The sequence below is a fragment of the Paenibacillus sp. 2003 genome (assembly GCF_031455635.1).
Classification (GTDB): Bacteria; Bacillota; Bacilli; order Paenibacillales; family Paenibacillaceae; genus Paenibacillus; species Paenibacillus amylolyticus_B.
In genome coordinates this window covers 1,561,190-1,578,086 of sequence record NZ_JAVDTB010000001.1, presented here as the reverse complement: position 1 = coordinate 1,578,086, position 16,897 = coordinate 1,561,190, and the positions used below count along the sequence as shown (strand labels likewise).

At 43.9% G+C, this 16,897-nt stretch carries 13 protein-coding genes and 1 pseudogene; 3 read left to right on the top strand and 11 right to left on the bottom strand.

Annotated elements, in window-relative coordinates; genetic code table 11:
• Positions 1-23 precede the first annotated feature (23 nt).
• Entirely contained in the window at positions 24-1,304 is a 1,281-nt protein-coding gene (locus J2X75_RS07090; RefSeq protein WP_307536589.1) for a glycoside hydrolase family 27 protein, read from the top strand.
• A 69-nt stretch (positions 1,305-1,373) separates the two neighbouring features.
• On the opposite strand, the gene J2X75_RS07085 is transcribed toward J2X75_RS07090, so the two are convergent.
• From J2X75_RS07085 to J2X75_RS07055, 7 genes are all read right to left on the bottom strand, one after another.
• Positions 1,374-2,747 carry an MFS transporter gene (locus tag J2X75_RS07085; RefSeq protein WP_397383208.1) on the bottom strand — a complete coding sequence of 458 codons (1,374 nt, stop codon included), beginning with the start codon at positions 2,745-2,747 and terminating at the stop codon, positions 1,374-1,376.
• A gap of 68 nt (positions 2,748-2,815) precedes the next feature.
• The gene (locus J2X75_RS07080) at positions 2,816-3,406 is read right to left on the bottom strand and encodes a TetR/AcrR family transcriptional regulator (RefSeq protein WP_124114684.1); all 591 of its coding nucleotides are present in this window, start codon (positions 3,404-3,406) and stop codon (positions 2,816-2,818) included.
• Positions 3,407-3,603: 197 nt separating this feature from the next.
• Positions 3,604-4,635 carry an NAD(P)-dependent alcohol dehydrogenase gene (locus tag J2X75_RS07075; protein WP_310335282.1) on the bottom strand — a complete coding sequence of 344 codons (1,032 nt, stop codon included), beginning with the start codon at positions 4,633-4,635 and terminating at the stop codon, positions 3,604-3,606.
• A 129-nt stretch (positions 4,636-4,764) separates the two neighbouring features.
• Positions 4,765-5,127 (bottom strand): hypothetical protein, encoded by a 363-nt coding sequence (locus J2X75_RS07070; RefSeq protein WP_310335281.1) that lies wholly within the window; start codon positions 5,125-5,127, stop codon positions 4,765-4,767.
• A 130-nt stretch (positions 5,128-5,257) separates the two neighbouring features.
• Positions 5,258-5,986: an amino acid ABC transporter ATP-binding protein gene (locus tag J2X75_RS07065; protein WP_091016318.1), complete on the bottom strand. Its 729-nt coding sequence runs from the start codon at positions 5,984-5,986 to the stop codon at positions 5,258-5,260.
• On the bottom strand, positions 5,979-7,427 hold the full coding sequence (locus tag J2X75_RS07060; RefSeq protein WP_310335279.1) for an amino acid ABC transporter substrate-binding protein/permease: 1,449 nt from the start codon (positions 7,425-7,427) through the stop codon (positions 5,979-5,981). The genes J2X75_RS07065 and J2X75_RS07060 overlap by 8 nt, the downstream gene beginning before the upstream one ends.
• Before the next feature lie 344 nt (positions 7,428-7,771).
• Positions 7,772-9,877, bottom strand: coding sequence for a serine hydrolase domain-containing protein (locus J2X75_RS07055; RefSeq protein WP_310335277.1), 2,106 nt, complete (start codon positions 9,875-9,877; stop codon positions 7,772-7,774).
• Between the two features lie 287 nt (positions 9,878-10,164).
• Between J2X75_RS07055 and pdxR the strand changes: the two genes are divergently transcribed.
• Both pdxR and J2X75_RS07045 read left to right on the top strand, forming a co-directional pair.
• Positions 10,165-11,595 (top strand): MocR-like pyridoxine biosynthesis transcription factor PdxR, encoded by a 1,431-nt coding sequence (gene pdxR / locus J2X75_RS07050; protein ID WP_310335275.1) that lies wholly within the window; start codon positions 10,165-10,167, stop codon positions 11,593-11,595.
• Between the two features lie 43 nt (positions 11,596-11,638).
• Positions 11,639-12,259, top strand: coding sequence for an NAD(P)-dependent oxidoreductase (locus tag J2X75_RS07045; protein ID WP_310335274.1), 621 nt, complete (start codon positions 11,639-11,641; stop codon positions 12,257-12,259).
• Between the two features lie 136 nt (positions 12,260-12,395).
• Here the strand turns inward: J2X75_RS07045 and J2X75_RS07040 are convergent.
• The 4 genes and pseudogenes from J2X75_RS07040 to rbsB form a co-directional block, all read right to left on the bottom strand.
• Positions 12,396-13,640: pseudogene (locus tag J2X75_RS07040) on the bottom strand (serine hydroxymethyltransferase).
• Positions 13,641-13,665: 25 nt separating this feature from the next.
• The gene (locus tag J2X75_RS07035; protein WP_310335272.1) at positions 13,666-14,871 is read right to left on the bottom strand and encodes a benzoate/H(+) symporter BenE family transporter; all 1,206 of its coding nucleotides are present in this window, start codon (positions 14,869-14,871) and stop codon (positions 13,666-13,668) included.
• A gap of 19 nt (positions 14,872-14,890) precedes the next feature.
• The gene (locus J2X75_RS07030; RefSeq protein WP_149846666.1) at positions 14,891-15,634 is read right to left on the bottom strand and encodes a YggS family pyridoxal phosphate-dependent enzyme; all 744 of its coding nucleotides are present in this window, start codon (positions 15,632-15,634) and stop codon (positions 14,891-14,893) included.
• Between the two features lie 322 nt (positions 15,635-15,956).
• Positions 15,957-16,889 carry a ribose ABC transporter substrate-binding protein RbsB gene (rbsB, locus tag J2X75_RS07025; RefSeq protein ID WP_307536617.1) on the bottom strand — a complete coding sequence of 311 codons (933 nt, stop codon included), beginning with the start codon at positions 16,887-16,889 and terminating at the stop codon, positions 15,957-15,959.
• Between the last annotated feature and the right edge of the window lie 8 nt (positions 16,890-16,897).

The following is a 16,897-nucleotide window of genomic DNA, read 5'->3' as shown; positions in this document are numbered from 1 at the left end:
TTAATCCATAAAGGAGCATTCCCATGAATCATACGCTTGCAGCATCAACTCCACCGCTTGGCTGGAACAGCTGGGATTGTTACGGCGCGGCCGTTACGGAAGACGAAATTCGTGGCAACGCCGAGTACATGGCAGAACATCTTAAAGACTTCGGCTGGAGCTATATTACGGTCGACATTCAATGGTACGAGCCTTTGGCCAATTCTTCGCAATATCGTCCGTTCGTTCCACTCATCATGGATGAATATTCGCGGCTTATGCCTGCCGAGAATCGGTTTCCCTCCGCTGCAGGTGGACAGGGATTTAAGCCATTAGCCGACTACGTCCATAGTCTTGGGCTGCAATTTGGCATTCACATCATGCGCGGTATTCCACGTCAAGCTGCACATGCGGCTACTCCGATCCTGGGTACAACCGCCACTGCGCGCGATATTGCTCATCCGAACTCCATCTGTCCGTGGAATACAGATATGTATGGTGTCGATAGCTCGAAAGAAGGCGCACAAGCCTACTACGATTCCCTTTTTGAACTGTATGCACAATGGGGCGTTGACTTGGTGAAGGTAGACGATATTGCTGCTTCAAGGCTCTATGACACCCATCAGCCCGAGATCGAAATGATATCCAAAGCGATTGAGCGCTCAGGTCGGCCCATGGTACTAAGTCTCTCTCCTGGCCCAGCTCCGGTGGAATACTCAGAATTCTTAGCTGATCATGCCAACATGTGGCGTGTCACGGACGATTTCTGGGACCTTTGGCCGCTGTTATTGGATATGTTCGACCGCTGCCAGACGTGGCAGGGCGTTCCTCAAGCAGGCTGCTGGCCAGACTGTGATATGTTGCCTTTGGGTCATATCGGTATCCGTTCTGTAGACGGTGGTGGAGCAGATCGTTGGACTCGGTTCACGCCTGACGAGCAATTGACGATGATGTCACTGTGGAGTATCTTCCGTTCCCCGCTCATTTTTGGTGGTGAACTGCGAGATAATGATGACTGGACACTATCCCTGTTAACCAATCGTGAGGTTCTGCGAATGCATCGTGAGAGTTACGGAGCCAAAGAAGCCTTACGCAAAGACGATCTTATTGTGTGGACTGCCCAGCATGCGGATGGCTCGTCTTACGTGGCTGTGTTTAACATCGGTGAGAATGCTCTACCTGTGAATCTGTCCATTGATGAGGTCGGACTGTCCGGCATTACCGAAGGTACTGAATTGTGGAGCCAAGAAGCAGCTGAATTTACAAAGAATTCCTTAGTTACGACTGTACCTTCGCACGGTGTGCGTCTCTATCGCTTTTCCTAAGCTTCCAAAAGAAAAAGAGAGGTCTGTCGTTTTAAATAGACAGACCTCTCTCTCATATCTTGTTCATCGTTAAGATGAACTCGAATGATGAACAGTTTTGGACATACGTCCAAACTGAAGCACATATAGCATAGTTATCGCAATAACAAACAAGGCGAGCACAATAAATATATTACTGTACACAAAAGCTGTCTTATCTTGAATCAGAGGGTTAAGTTGAAGCGTGTCTGTTCCCCCGTCAAGCACCTTTCCTAGGGCAGCAGTAGACACAGACACTGCAATGAAGTTAAACATGGATAGCAACCCCATCCCTATTCCAATTTGCTCTTTGGGAAGCGTCTGAGCAATGGTATTTGATACCGCAATTTGCATATAAGACTGACCCAGAACACCAAAAACAAGAAAAAAGGAAATCAAGACCGGTGCAGCACCTACAACGAACGATAAGCTTATAAAACCAACAACAAGTAGTGAAGATGCCGTATACAGTAAAAAAGGATTCCCTTTTTCATCCGCAAGCCTTCCACCTCTGCGTCCGAGAAGTGCAGCTACGAGCGCAGAAGGTAGCATAATGACACCTGTCAATGCTGGAGATAGACCATGTACTTCCGAGAGCAATTGTGGCGTAGTAAATGGAATAGCAGGACTGATAGCGACCAGAAGGAATGCAATTCCCATTCCAGCTGAATATGCCTTGTTTTGAAATACGGCCGGTTTTACAAACGGCACTTCCGCATAACGAATACGCATGATGAACAGTATTAATAAGACCATTCCTGTTAATAGAAACCATGCATTAGATTGGGTTAATGAGAGCAACAGTGTAGCAACTGTTCCTGCTAATAACGCTCCACCCAAATAATCCATTTTTTCACTGCCGCCTTTTTCTTCATCCAGGTATTTTCGATAAAAAGGAAGCGTAGCAAGAGAAAGTAATGGGATTACAAAAAGAAATTCCCAACTCAAAGCGTTCGATACAAATCCGGCCACGATCGGAGCAAGGGCATTTCCAAGAGCTATACCAATGGCAGAGGTACCCAAGGCTTGGCCGCGTTTCTCCGGTGCGAAGTATCGAACGGGAATAATCATGGCCAATGCAGGTATGACCGCTGCACCAGCAGCCTGTACGATCCGTGCGATAATAACCATCCAATACTCTGTTGCCACAATCCCCAGAAGAGAGCCTGCTGCCAATATCCAAAGACCAAACGAAATTAGAACCTTCATGCTGTATTTATCGGTAAGTTTCCCGTAAGTCACTGTACCAATCGCATATACAACTAAATAACCTGTAACGATCCAGCTCGCTTGAGAAGCAGTAAGTTGGAACTCTTCACCAATCACAGGTAATACAACATTAAACATCATTCCATTCATGACTGATATAATCAGTGTGAAAACAAGAACACGGAGTAATAACGCTTCTTTATTGGTGTTCATCATACTCTCCTCAATTCTTTTGAATATATTTAGTCTGTCAGTACTTACTGTCATTAAAAAGCTTAAAAAAACTAGGGAGTTAATGCCCTAGTAAACGTCCATACACTCTCTGTAATGATGCCTTCCAATGAGAGCCCTGGAAAAAGCACTTCTTCTTCGAGATTATTTATGAATACGCCATAATTCAATGACATGAATGAAAAAGCTTGCAGTTCAGGATTGATTTTAGCCAACTTTCCTTTATCATACATGATATTAAAGTAATTGGTTAAAATATCCAAAAGTTGTTGAGGATGCTTTACCGTTCTCTCTCTATAACCGGGTAGATTCTCTACTTCTTTCAGGCTAATCATAAACAATTTTCGATTACGGTTCATGATATTATGATATGTCTTGCTGATTAGCAACAAATCTGTATACAGGTCCCATACGAGTTTTTCATTGAAGATTCTGGTCATCTCTTCTGCATAATGATATTGGTCAAAGGCAGTCTCTAACAAGTTTTGTTTGGTTCCAAAGAGACGAAACAAGGTTTTCTCACTTAGTCCGGCTGTTGTGGCTATTTCCTGTGTCGTCACACTTTTATAGCCTTTTTTTGAAATTAAATCGATAGCCGTCAACATTAATTTTTCTTTACTGCTAAGATTGCTGCTAATGGACATGTCTATATACCTCCTCTCTGGATGTCAGTAATCACAGTCATGGATGAAATAATAATTAATGAGCTTGTTGTTGTCAAGGTATATTTCCAATAATACTTGAACGCACAAAAAAAGCCGCTAACTTAGCGACCTCGAAGGAAATATGATCTTATAATTTTGATATCGAATGACAAGCTACCTTCATGATGCCCTTCTATTCATAAATCTATTTTCTTGATGGAGATGACGGCTTTTCCTTTCACACGACCTTCTCCAATATCTTGGATGGCCTGAGCTGCTTCATTTAATGCGTACTCGCGGTGAACAATCGGCAAGACATGGCCTGATTCAACAAGTTCTCTCCATACCTCTTGATCCTCATGATTCGGTTTATGGATGAGAAGCATTATTTTCTTATGTTCAAATTTGGCAATGAACGGTGCACAGATCAGATTGAGAAGAATTTGCGGCATTGGACCTCCGATCATCACGTACCTGCCTCCGCTAACTAGTGCACGTTTCAAAGCAAAAACCGAATGCTTCCCAATGACATCCAGAATCAGGTCGTATTGTACACCTACTGCAGTGAAATTCGCTTTCCTATAATCCAACACATAGTCAGCCCCCACAGCATGCAACATGTCGAGCTTTTCAGCACTGTCAACGCCAGTCACCTCAGCCCCAAGCAATTTGGCATATTGGATGGCAAATGTCCCGACTCCACCACCTGCGCCATTAATCAGAACACGCTGTCCCTTTTGCAGCTCTCCCCGATCACGTAAACCTTGCAAAGCCAAAACGGCTGCCTGAGGAATAGCTGCCGCTTGCACATAGTTGATACCGGCGGGTTTGGGTGTCAAGGCCTTCTCAGCTGCACATACATATTCCGCGAATCCACCCCACCCGCAACCGGAAAGATCTCCGAACACCTCGTCTCCTGGTTTGAACCGTGTAGCAGAAGCTCCAACGGCGATTACGCGCCCTGCCACATCTGCGCCAAGAATTCGATAACGAGGCTGCCTTGCCGCGCCGATACGGTTAACGAGTGGTTTCCCGCGCAATAGATCCCAATCCCATGAATTTACCGAAGTGGCATAGACCTCAATTAACACTTCGTGATCTTTAGGCACAGGAATGGGCACCTTCTCCAATCGAAGTACGTCTGGGGTTCCGTAAGTATCATACACCATAGCATTCATTGAGTTGATCTGCTCTCCGGGTAATCCTGCTTGATTCGTTTCTTCTTCCATGATCATTCTCCATTCGATAGACATATGTGTATCCATGGTCAATTACGCATACCCAGTCTTCCCGTCAAAACAATGATACGTAAACCATTTTCAGTGGTTTCAATCAAAATAAGCAGAATGTTGGAATACTTAAATTGCGAGATCATCCATGGCTTGAACGGCCAGATGAAATGCTTTAATCCTTCTTTCCAGAAGAGTCTTTTGAGGGCTACCTTCTTTGGACTTGGCATACATGCTCTCAAGGGATGGAAACAATCCAATCAAGACAAGACGGGCTTCTGCTATATCTTCCTTGGTGTATGAATGAGCTTTTTGATTCCACTGTTTATCCAACAGTGCGAGGCCGATGTAAAAAGCTTGGAGACGTTTCTGTAACAATGTCGTGTTATTCCTATTCTGAGTCATATTCACTAAGGCATTTTCCGATTTGCGGATGGTTGATTGAAAGGCTTTGATCGATTCAAGTTGATCTTCTTGTGACACATTATCCATGGAGGACAGACCTCTCTTTCTTGCTAGATTTGGACGGTATTCAAATATATTAAATCACCTCATAAATATAACAAAAAAAGCCGCTTAAATAGCGACTTTCAATGTGATAACTGTATAGTCTTGATCAGTTCTAGAGTACCTTTTCCAAAAAGCTGATCGTCCGTTCATTCTTCGGATTTCCAAATATCTGTTCAGGGGTACCCTGCTCTACAATATAACCACCGTCCATGAAGATGACACGATCAGCTACTTCACGTGCAAAACCCATCTCATGAGTAACAATAATCATCGTCATGCCCTCGCTCGCAAGATCTTTCATAACCCCCAAAACTTCGCCTACCATCTCTGGGTCAAGCGCCGAGGTCGGTTCATCAAATAACATGACATCCGGGTTCATGGCAAGCGCACGAGCGATAGCAACACGTTGTTTTTGCCCACCCGAGAGTTGACTGGGGAAACTATCCGCTTTATCAGACAACCCGACACGATCGAGTAGGCTAAGGCCCGTTTTTCGAGCCTCTTCTGCGTTTAAAACCCCTAATTCTCTTGGCGCAAACGTTATATTTTTCAAGACGTTAAAATGAGGGAATAAGTTAAAATGTTGAAACACCATGCCGATATTTTCACGTGCTTTATTAATGTTGGTTTTAGGATCATTGAGATCCTGATCATCCACGATAACTCGACCAGCTGTGATATCTTCCAATTGGTTGATGCAGCGCAAGAAAGTACTTTTTCCTGAACCGGAAGGCCCGATGACACAGACCACTTCACCTTCGCTGACAGCCACATCAATTCCCTTAAGAACCTGATTGGTGCCGAAACTTTTTTTCAGACCTTCAACTTTAATTTTAGCCACGACGAACCTTCACCTCCAGATAATCAGCAATTTTGGTCAGTGTGATGATAACAATCAGATACATAACAGCAACCGTTAACCAAATGTCAAAAGAGGAGAACGTTCTTGCAATAACAATTTTTCCTGATTGCGTCAACTCTACGAGACCAATGACGGATAAGATTGACGTATCCTTCAACGTAATAACCATTTGGTTAATGAAGGAAGGTATCATAACCCGCACTGCTTGCGGAATGACAATCTTAATCATTGCTTTGCGATAAGGAAGTCCCAATGAACGGGCAGCTTCCATCTGACCACGATCAATCGATTGAATCCCGCCTCGGATAATCTCAGTTACATATGCTCCTGCGTTCAGACTAAGTGTCAGAATAGCCGCCAAGAACAATGGCATCGTGAAACCCATCGCCTGTGGTATCCCGAAATAGATAAAGAATGCCAGGACAATCAGCGGAATGCCGCGGAAGATATCCACAAATACGGTGGCAACACCACGAAGGAATTTATTCTGTCCCACCTTCATAAATCCGAAAATCAGACCGATGATAAACGCGAAGAACAGGGACACAATTGTGTATATAAGTGTGTTTCCCAGACCTTTAAAAAGTGCAGGAAGAGATTTTTGAATGAGCTCCCAACGACTCTGATTAGCAACAGTCGGAGCGTTCTCACCAAGATATTTCTCGGTAATGCGCTTATATTCACCGTTAGCTTTGATATTGGCTAGACCTGTATTAAACATCTCCAGAAGCTCCTGGTTTTTCCCTTTGCTTACTGCAAATCCATAAGGAGCCCCTTCTTCTTTGTCAGTAACAATTTTCAAGCCGTTTTTCTGATTGACCCCATAGGCCAGTACAGGATAATCTTCAAAACAGGCTACGGAATTACCAGTTTTTACGTCTTCATACATTTGGTATGACTCATCGAACGGAACGATCGTAAATCCGTACTCTGAAGCGATGGACTCTGCAAAACTAAACCCTTCTGTTCCGGTTTTCACGGCTACCTTCTGTCCACGAAGGTCTTCATAACTCTTAATTGTGTCATTGTTGGCACTAACACCCATAACGACACCTGATTCAAAATAAGTATCAGAAAAATCAAATTTCGCTTTTCTTTCATCCGTAATACTCATCCCTGCGATCACACCATCGACTTGATTCGCCTCAAGTGCCTGTACAGCTGCGTTAAATCCCAGAGATTTAATTTGATACTTGAAATTTTGGTCCTTGGCGATGGCATCCAGCAAATCCATATCGATACCAACAAAATTACCATTCTCATCTTCATATTCGAATGGAGCAAATGTGACATCAGTCCCGATAACATAAGTCTTACCGGAATCGGATGCTGCAGCAGTGTTCCCAACCCACCCTGATAGACCGCTCACCAGGAGCAGCATCAGTGAAAGTATAAAAAATGAGATCTTCGTTGTTTTCATGTGTCCTCCCCGTCTCGGTGTTGTCCGAATAATCATTATTTTCTTTGGAATCGGTATTGCTATTAAACTTTTTGTCGATCTTCTGCATATTTGATTGTTATTATTTACTGTATATTAACAATCAATGCTTTGCCTTTCCACTTGCAACATTTTCCTCCATCATTTTTTTCCAACCAGTAAAAGTCCTTTTAATACTTACCCTTTAGGTAAGCTTTACGAAACCCAATATTACATCGCAAATCTGAAAAAGGTACATTTACTTTAAAACGTATTATTTAAAATTTAAAACTCAAAAAAAGCCGCGATTTCCGCGACTTTTTGTTGTACAGTTTTTTTATCATCTATTAATTTGCTCTGGTTGTCAATACAATCTCGAACTTCGAACCAGCTTCACCCGCGAACACAATGGTTCCGTTCTCAGGCAACACAATTTCGTTTTGTCCACTGACCACTGTATGATTAATGCCTACACCCGCTTGGTTATATACAGCAAATCCGCTGTTTGAAGACATCTTGACCGTCATTTTTTTACCTGCAACGGATGCCGGAATTGAAAACCATGTGGCATGGCCATTCGCTTGAATGGTTGTCTTCGATTGTTTTCCCGTATAGATCGGTTTGATAATTTCTTGAGCAGCATAAACGTTGCCACCAGCTGTAACGTATTCCACACCATTTTCCTCATAGAAATTGAACTCCATTGTGTCACGTCCCGCTAATCCAGGAATTTGCAATTGGTTTACGGCTTGGTTAGCTCCAATGATTTTATTGGTGTAGATATAACCAGGCAGCTCATTAAAAGTATGAATGGGAATCATCGGCATAGCTGCATTGTACAATGTTGATGTGTATTTTTCATTAACCAACACGTATGCTTTACCTTCCCGTTTCTGCCATGCTGCTTTTACTTCTGCAGACAATTCATTAGTTTCAAGCTTTTCTGCCCTATATTCCGAGGAAGCAACTTGTCCAAGTCCGGGAACATACTGATATGAGCGAGACCACAAGTATGTGTTCCCATTGACTTCGTGAACGAACTTCAGCTTTTCCGTACCCGCATCATTAACAAATGAGCCATCAATGGTGTACGTATATGTCTGATCAGTGCTGTTAGGAGACGACAGATTAGATATCGTCAATTGTCCGCCATCCTTCACAGTCAAGTTCAATAACATGTTTGCACCACCGCCATACGTACCCGTATGCTGTGTAAGTTCCTTCGGCATGGTTGCTTTTACCGGTGCACCATGTGACTTCTCCGGCTTACGCTCTGAAATAATTTTTTTTTCCTCGAGCGCACCAAGCAACAGTTCAGTTGCCAGCAATTGATCGGTTGAGCTGTGACCACCCGAAGAGGTTACGGCAGCAGCCATGTTATATTCCGGTAATACAATCAATGAGGAGTGATAGGTTATTGTATTGCCGCCTTTGCTTACCGCCTGGATGCCGTAATCATTAAAAGGAAACAGGTTAACGCTGTCCCAGCCCAGACCGTAGCCAATGGACGAATCGCCTTCTTCCGGCCACATGCCTCTCTTGTATTCTTCTTGCTCCATGGCCTCTACAGACTCCTGTGAAAGAACAGTTTCAACCTCACCGGTAAAGATTTTCGAGAACTGAACCAGATCTTCAGCGGTGGAATAGATGCCTCCCGAGGCAATCATATTTGTAGTCTCTAATGGAAGTTGCTCCTCATGCGATGGGGAATATGTTGCTGCCATCTGGCTAAGGTCCACAATATCCTGCGGTGTTTTGGTATGCTCCATACCAAGGGGTTCAGTTATGTACCGGTGCATGAAAGTGGTAAAACTCATGCCGCTGACCCGCTCAACCAGAATCTCAGCTAATGTAAAACCATCATTACTATACACCGAGTATGTGCCAGGATCGGCCTTCAGATGTTGCGTCGCCAATTGTTCCAATAACGTATCATGTGCATAGGTATCATTATCTCCAAACAGTATTGCACTGTTACTTGACGTTCCGAGAAGTCCGGATGAATGATTCAGTAACATGCGCGGGGTGATTTGTTGGTAACGTTTGTCTTTCATTTTAAAGTCTGGAATATACTTCACGACAGGCTCATCAAGATCGATCTTGCCCTGATCAACGAGCTTCATTACGGCGGTGGTGAGCACCATTTTGCTGGTTGAACCAATGCCATACATGGTATCTGAAGAAAGCGGGATGTTGTTTTTCAGATCATTTTTGCCTGCCTGACCGGAGATCACAATCTCGCCATCATCCATCAGTGCGTACTGCACACTTGTCGTAGCGTATGATTCAGTGAGTACCTGGGCCTTTACGCCTACTGCCTTTTTAGTTAGATCATACGTAGGGGTACTACCGTTACTGATAGCGGGTGTGGCCATGGCCGACATTGGGGACATCATTGCAAACACCAAAGTTATGGCGGCGATAGAAGTTCGTTTCTTTCGTGTCAATCTCATCTTCTCCTGTCTAGTCTATGGATTAGGAATCTCTGTGTTAGTACTCCAGCAGTGTAACCGAAGAAGATGAACTGTCTGTGGCTTGAATATGAATCGAGTATGAACCAAGCAGGAATCAACCCAAATAGGTTGGACACACGGTGAAAATCGCTTTAGTCCAGCTTTGTTTTGTTTGCAAATTAAACTTTTGCTATAATGGTATATCAATCAATGGACTTCCAATAACATCCATAACTACATAAGTAACTGCAATCCATAATGTCAGTATGAGCACTGGAGTTGAAGCAATGCTAAAAGTTAATCGGAATGACCAACGCCCGATCTGGCAGCAACTTTTGGATCAAGCGATTCATAATATCACAACCGGGAAATGGCAACCAGGCGAATTGCTGCTTCCATCACGTGAACTTGCTCAATTAATTGGTGTTTCACGCTCAACCATACAAATTGTGTACGAGGAATTATTCAGCCGAGGGTATACGGTAACTTCCCGTCGGGCCGGAACAAGGGTTAGTGATTGGACCTATGCACCTCGTTCATCAGAAGGCATCACGATGCAAGGGCCTATTCCGCCCGAACTGCCTGCACTAAACGAATCGATTGGTCATCTGCATAGTTGGTTTGGCAATAGAGACAATCGCAAAATAGAAATTGATTTTAATCCCCACGAGCCTTATCTGGATGAAAGTTTCACAAAAGCCTGGAGGCAATCCTTTTTACAAGCTTCCACTGAACCCAATCTGGATCTTTGGGCTTATGGTGATGCAAGAGGGTTACTGGCGTTAAGAGAACAGATTCAGCGTTATTTGTCACTTGAACGAGGCATTCATATCGATGTTGATCAAATCTTGTTAACATCAGGTGCTCAACATAGCATTGATTTAATTGCCCAGGCACTCTTAAGTGAGGGAGACAGAGTTTCCGTAGAAGATCCCGGCTTCCCTGCCGCTTGGATGGCGATGAAATACCGCCGGATGCAAGTCGATCCCATTCCAGTCGATGAGTATGGATTAAGTGTAGATCATATTCACCCACAGACGAAACTTGTATTTGTCACACCTTCTCATCAATGCGCAGTTGGCGTTATTATGTCGGAGCCACGCAGGCAACAATTGATGCACTTGGCAGCTCATCATCGATATTGGATTGTTGAGGATGACTACGATAGCGAATTTAGGTACCGTGGAGATCCACTTCCAACTATATTTAGTCAGCAACCTCAGAATACGCTTTATATGATGAGTTTTTCCAAAATGGTTGCACCTGGCATTCGACTATCCGCTATCATTGGTCCCAAAATAGCCATCGATCGCCTTACCCAAGTTCATGAATTAACCTATCGTCATCTGCCGATTATGGAACAATTAACGCTAACTCATTTTATTGAGCGTGGTCATTTTATGCGCCATATGAGAAGAGTTCGGAACATATATCGACGCAGACACGAAGTCATGACCAAAGCCATTGTTGCTTCTGGGCTGGGCTCACGATTTACATTAAGTGGTGTGGAAACGGGATTACATATGCTTCTGGAATCTGAAACGTCATTTGATGAAGAAGCGCTGACGAATGCTGCCCTTAATCAAGGTGTACGCGTGTATCCACTTAGTAGATATTGCCTGGAGAGTCATCGAAAAGGATGGATATTAGGTTTTGCGAAAGTGGACGAGGATCAGATTGAGGAAGGCATAGATCGACTTGCAAAGATTGTACTATGAGGGAGAACATGCTCTCCAATCGGATTTGAAAGGATGTTTTTTGATGAAAATTTTAGTATTAGGAGCGACCGGACGGGTTGGAAGTCATTTCGTCTCTCATGCCCTACGTTCCAATCATCATGTAACTGCACTGGTTAGAAGCCCGGAAAAGCTACAAATCCGCGATGACCATTTGGTTCTGCATCAAGGAAACGCTTTAGTCAAAGAGGATATTCATCACGCCATACAGGGTGTGGATCTCATTGTTAGTTCCTTAAGTACCGATGGAACGACTACATTATCGCAATCCATGGGACATATTATTGAGGCTATGGCTCAGGAGCGTATCAAAAGAATCATTACCATTGGTACAGCAGGAATATTGGAAAGTCGAACGGATCCTGGCTTGCTTCGTTTTCAATCCTCCGAATCCAAACGTAAGTCCACTCGAGCAGCTGAGGAGCATCTGGAGATGTACAACATTCTCAAAGCTTCAAATTTAGAATGGACCATCGTGTGTCCTACCTACTTATTTGATGGAGAATCTCTTGGTAAGTACCGGGTTGAGCGCGACTATCTGCCTGACGGTGGAACTTCTATATCTGTAATCGATACGGCAGAGTTTGCTTATCATCAATTAATCTCTGATGAGTACGTACAGTCTCGTGTAGGTATCTCCTACTAGGGCGTCTCCTATATCTCAAATAAGGTATATCTCTTCGTTCAAAAAAGTAATTTTTCAATATGAGCAAGCCAAATGAGCCTGCAATTGTAATCCCTTAGGAACACAATTGCAGGCTACAGATATGCCTACTGCTAGACTATTTAAGCCCTTCATATAGAGGAAATTGCGAAGTGATTTCATGGACATTTCCTAATATCTGTTTTTTCACATCCGAGTTCTTTGGATTTTTAAAAGCAAGCCCTATCAGCTGAGCAATTTCTTTCATTTCCCTGGCTCCAAGCCCTCTTGAAGTCATAGCCGGAGTTCCAAAACGAATACCGCTTGTAACCAAAGGACTTGCCGTATCGTGAGGGATTGCATTTTTATTCGCCGTAATCCCTACTTCATCCAGTAAAGCTTCGGCTTCTTTGCCTGTAAGGCCCATAGTTCGTAAGTCAACCAACACGATATGATTATCTGTTCCTCCCGATACAAGGGTGAGCCCTTCATACATCAAAGTTTCTGCCAATACGTTGGCGTTATTCAAAACACCTTCAATATATGTTGTGAAATCGGATTGCAATGCCTCACCTAATGCCACCGCTTTCCCCGCGATAACGTGCATGAATGGCCCGCCCTGAGTCCCCGGGAATACAGCTTTGTCAATCGTCTTTGCCCACGACTCCCGGCACAAAATGGCTCCCCCTCGTGGTCCTCGTAAGGTCTTGTGTGTGGTAGTTGAAACAAAATGGGCATGCGGTACCGGGTTAGGATGCAAACCTGCCGCAATAATTCCTGCTATATGCGCCATATCTACAAAGAAAAGAGCTCCCACTTCGGCGGCAATCTGGGCAAATAATTCAAACTCAATGGTCCGCGGGTATGCACTTCCACCTGCAACAATCATGCGTGGACGAAACTTATAAGCAAGTTTACGTACTTCGTCAAAGTCAATGCGGCCCGTCTGTGCATCGACACCATATGGAACAAAATTGTAAAACCTCCCTGAAAAATTAACAGTACTTCCGTGTGTTAGATGACCACCTTGGGATAGATTCATGCCAAGTATTGTGTCCCCAATCTCAACCGAGGCAAAATATACTGCCATGTTAGCCTGAGAACCGGAGTGAGGCTGCACATTCGCATGTTCAGCGCCAAAAAGTGCTTTAAGGCGGCTATTTGCTATCTCTTCGACTGTATCGACATGCTCACATCCGCCATAATATCTTCTGCCCGGATACCCCTCCGCATATTTATTGGTCAATACCGAACCTGTTGCTTCCATCACAGCTAGACTTACAAAATTCTCTTATGCAATCAGTTCTATCGTGTCCTGCTGCCTTCCAAGCTCTTGCTGGACAGCCATTCCTAATACTTTGTCTTGCTTCTCCAAATGTTTCATGAACATCTTCCTCTCAATATTACGGTTATCTATTCGATCCAAATTGTTTTTCCGGAAATTTACTATTCATCAGTAGATGTGCCATCATTCCTGCAAACAGTCCCCAAAATGCACCACCCACACCAAGCAAAGTCACATTCGCTGCTGTCGCCAAAAACGTAATCAATGCAGTTTCACGTCCCTTAGGGTCCGTTAATGCATTGGCAAGACTGCCACCGATGGTTCCAAGTAAGGCCAATCCCGCTAATGTTGCAATAAAAGTAGCAGGAAGAATCAAAAACAGAGCAGCCAATGTTACGCCAAAAATGCCGACAAAAATATAAAAAACACCACAAGCAATACCTGCAATATACCGCTTCGTTGAATCCTCATGTGCATCCTTCCCTGTACAAATCGCTGCTGTAATAGCTGCCACATTAAAAGCATGTGCCCCGAATGGGGCTGCAAGAAGCGAACCCAAACCTGTTACGGCCAAAATGGGATTGGCACTTGTCTTGAAACCATCATTACGCAAAACAAGCATTCCGGGCATATACTGCCCCGTCAAGGTAATAATGAACAGCGGTAACGCAACGCCAAGTAAAGCATTTAACGAAAATGCTGGAACAACAAATACAGGCGATGCTACAGCCAATTGGATCGTACTGAAGTCTGTTTTCCCCATACATATCAAATAAATCAAACCGATTACCAATATGCCAACAATGGCGTAACGGGAAGTAAACCTTCTTAGCACGATATAGCCTGCAAACAGTACAATCACAAGCAAAGGATCTACCTTCGCCCCTCCAAAGGCCGATATTCCAAACTGTAGCAAAATACCTGCTAATAATCCGGAGGCGATGCCTGGGGGAATAAGTCGAACGAAACGTTCAAACATGCCTGACCAACCTAAAATAATAAATCCAACTGCCGAAATCATGTAAGCGCCAATAGCTTCTGGATAAGGCGTTACCGCTAATGCTGAAACGAGAAACGCCACACCCGGTGTCGACCAGGCTGTAATAATCGGCTCCTTGTATCGATAACTAAGCCAAATTCCTGTTACTCCTACCCCAATCGAGATGGACCAAATCCAGGAAGCTGTCATTTCCGGGCTTAAACCAGCCACTTTTGCGGCTTGAAACACAAGAATAAATGTCCCCCCATAATTAACAATTACGGATATTAAAGCGGCGATCACCGGCGATATCAAATCACGGCCACGTAACGAAGCGGATGCTGACTTCATTTTTAACACTACCTCTCACTTAATCATCGATGCGTGTGTTTTCATTCCAGTAATACTCGTCCGGTAAGTAGCGTTGACCAAATACACTTGTCCCTACCCGGATCATTGTAGCTCCTTCTTCAATGGCGACTTGGAAGTCACCAGACATACCCATCGATAAAATATCCATTTCTACGCGTGGAATATTTTTCTCTTTAATCTGTGTACGGATCTGGTTTAACAATCGAAAACAATGTCGTGTTTCTTCGTTCGTCGCATTCAGTTTTCCAATGGTCATTAAACCTTTCACGTTTAATGTCTCGAATTGAGACAACTGTTCTACAAGCTCAACGGCTGTTTCTGGAGAGGCGCCAAATTTACTTTCTTCGTAGGACGTATTAATTTGCACAAGAATGTCTAAGGTCTTATTCTCTTTGACAAGCTGGTTATGTAACGCCTGACCCAGTTTCAGACGATCTACGGAATGGATTAGCGTAACATATTTAACAACGTCTTTTACTTTATTCGTTTGCAGATGTCCGATAAAATGCCATTCCACCTGTTCGTGTTGCTGCATAAGTGGAAATTTGTCCCGAAGTTCCTGAGCTTTGTTTTCTCCGAATAGAACCTCACCTGCTTGAATCGCTACCTCTAGTTTCTCAAGCGGTACCGTTTTGGTCGCGAGCAGCAACTGAATTTCCTCTAAGTTGCGACCGGAAGCCTGGCAGGCCAGTGCCATTTGCTGTCTTACAGTTTGAAGATTTTCTCCTACTAGATGTTTCATGTCAGCTACCTTCTTTCTATTCCAAACAGGAATGAATCAATGAGATTAGCTCCTCCTTATGTATTGTGAAGACTGTGTGGAACGTCATGCTAGTATAGCAACGCATGGATTGGATATACATATCCAAAAAAGCTCTTTTTGAGCAGTCCAAAACGATAAAGTGGACATAAATCAATTGGGTCATCTTTAATATGCTTTCAAAAGTCAATAATGTGATTGATGTGATGCCCGCACGCTTCTTCTGAAATGAGAAAAGCCGCTAATTTAGCGGCTTGGTTTAGTCCTATGTTCATGTCCAAGAAGATACATGTTTTATGATGATTTACTCATTCACATTTTCCTTGGTTACCAGCTTCAATTCAGCGGGAATCGATGACTCCACCTGCTTGCCACTGAGCACATCCAAAGCAGCTTGCAGCGCCAGTTGTCCAATCAGTACAGGCTGCTGAGCGACTGTTGCCGTCAATTTTCCATCTTTAATGGATTTGATTGCATCATCATTTCCGTCGAATCCGATGACCGGAATGTCTTTACCCGAGCTTTGAATCGCTTCAATCGCACCAAGTGCCATCTCGTCATTATGGGCAAATACGGCCTGCACGTCAGGATTACCCTGAAGCAGATTCTCCATGACATTTAATCCTTTGGACCGATCGAAATCAGCAGATTGTTTGGAAACCACATCGAGTTGCTTGTCAGCCACTTCATGGAAGCCTTTACCCCGTTCTCTTGTTGCGGAAGCGCCAGGTACACCCTCAAGTTCAATGACTTTTGCTCCCTCACCCAGTTGTTCAACAAAGTATTCAGCTGCCATGCGACCACCTTTAACGTTATCAGATGCCACTAGTGCCGCCACTTCGCCTTTATCTGCGGAGCGATCCAGCGTGATTACAGGAATGCCCACACTATTAGCGGATTGAACCGCTGTGGAAATCGCTGCAGAGTCCGCGGGGTTAATCAGAAGTGCACTAACGCCTTGCTGAATGAGATCATCCACATCATTGGTTTGTTTGGCCGAATCGTTCTGCGCATCCACCACGATGACCTGTACTCCCTGTTTTTTGGCTTCAGCCATGACTCCATCCTTCAGTGATACAAAGAATGGATTGTTTAGTGTAGATATCGACAAACCTATTTTCTTCTGTCCGTTACTTTTGTTAGGGTCAGGTTTAGCCCATTCCGGTGGCTCCAAAGAGCACCCGGCCAGAACGATGATCATCAGCATACTTACGAGTGTTACAGTCCACTTTTTCATATTCGCTT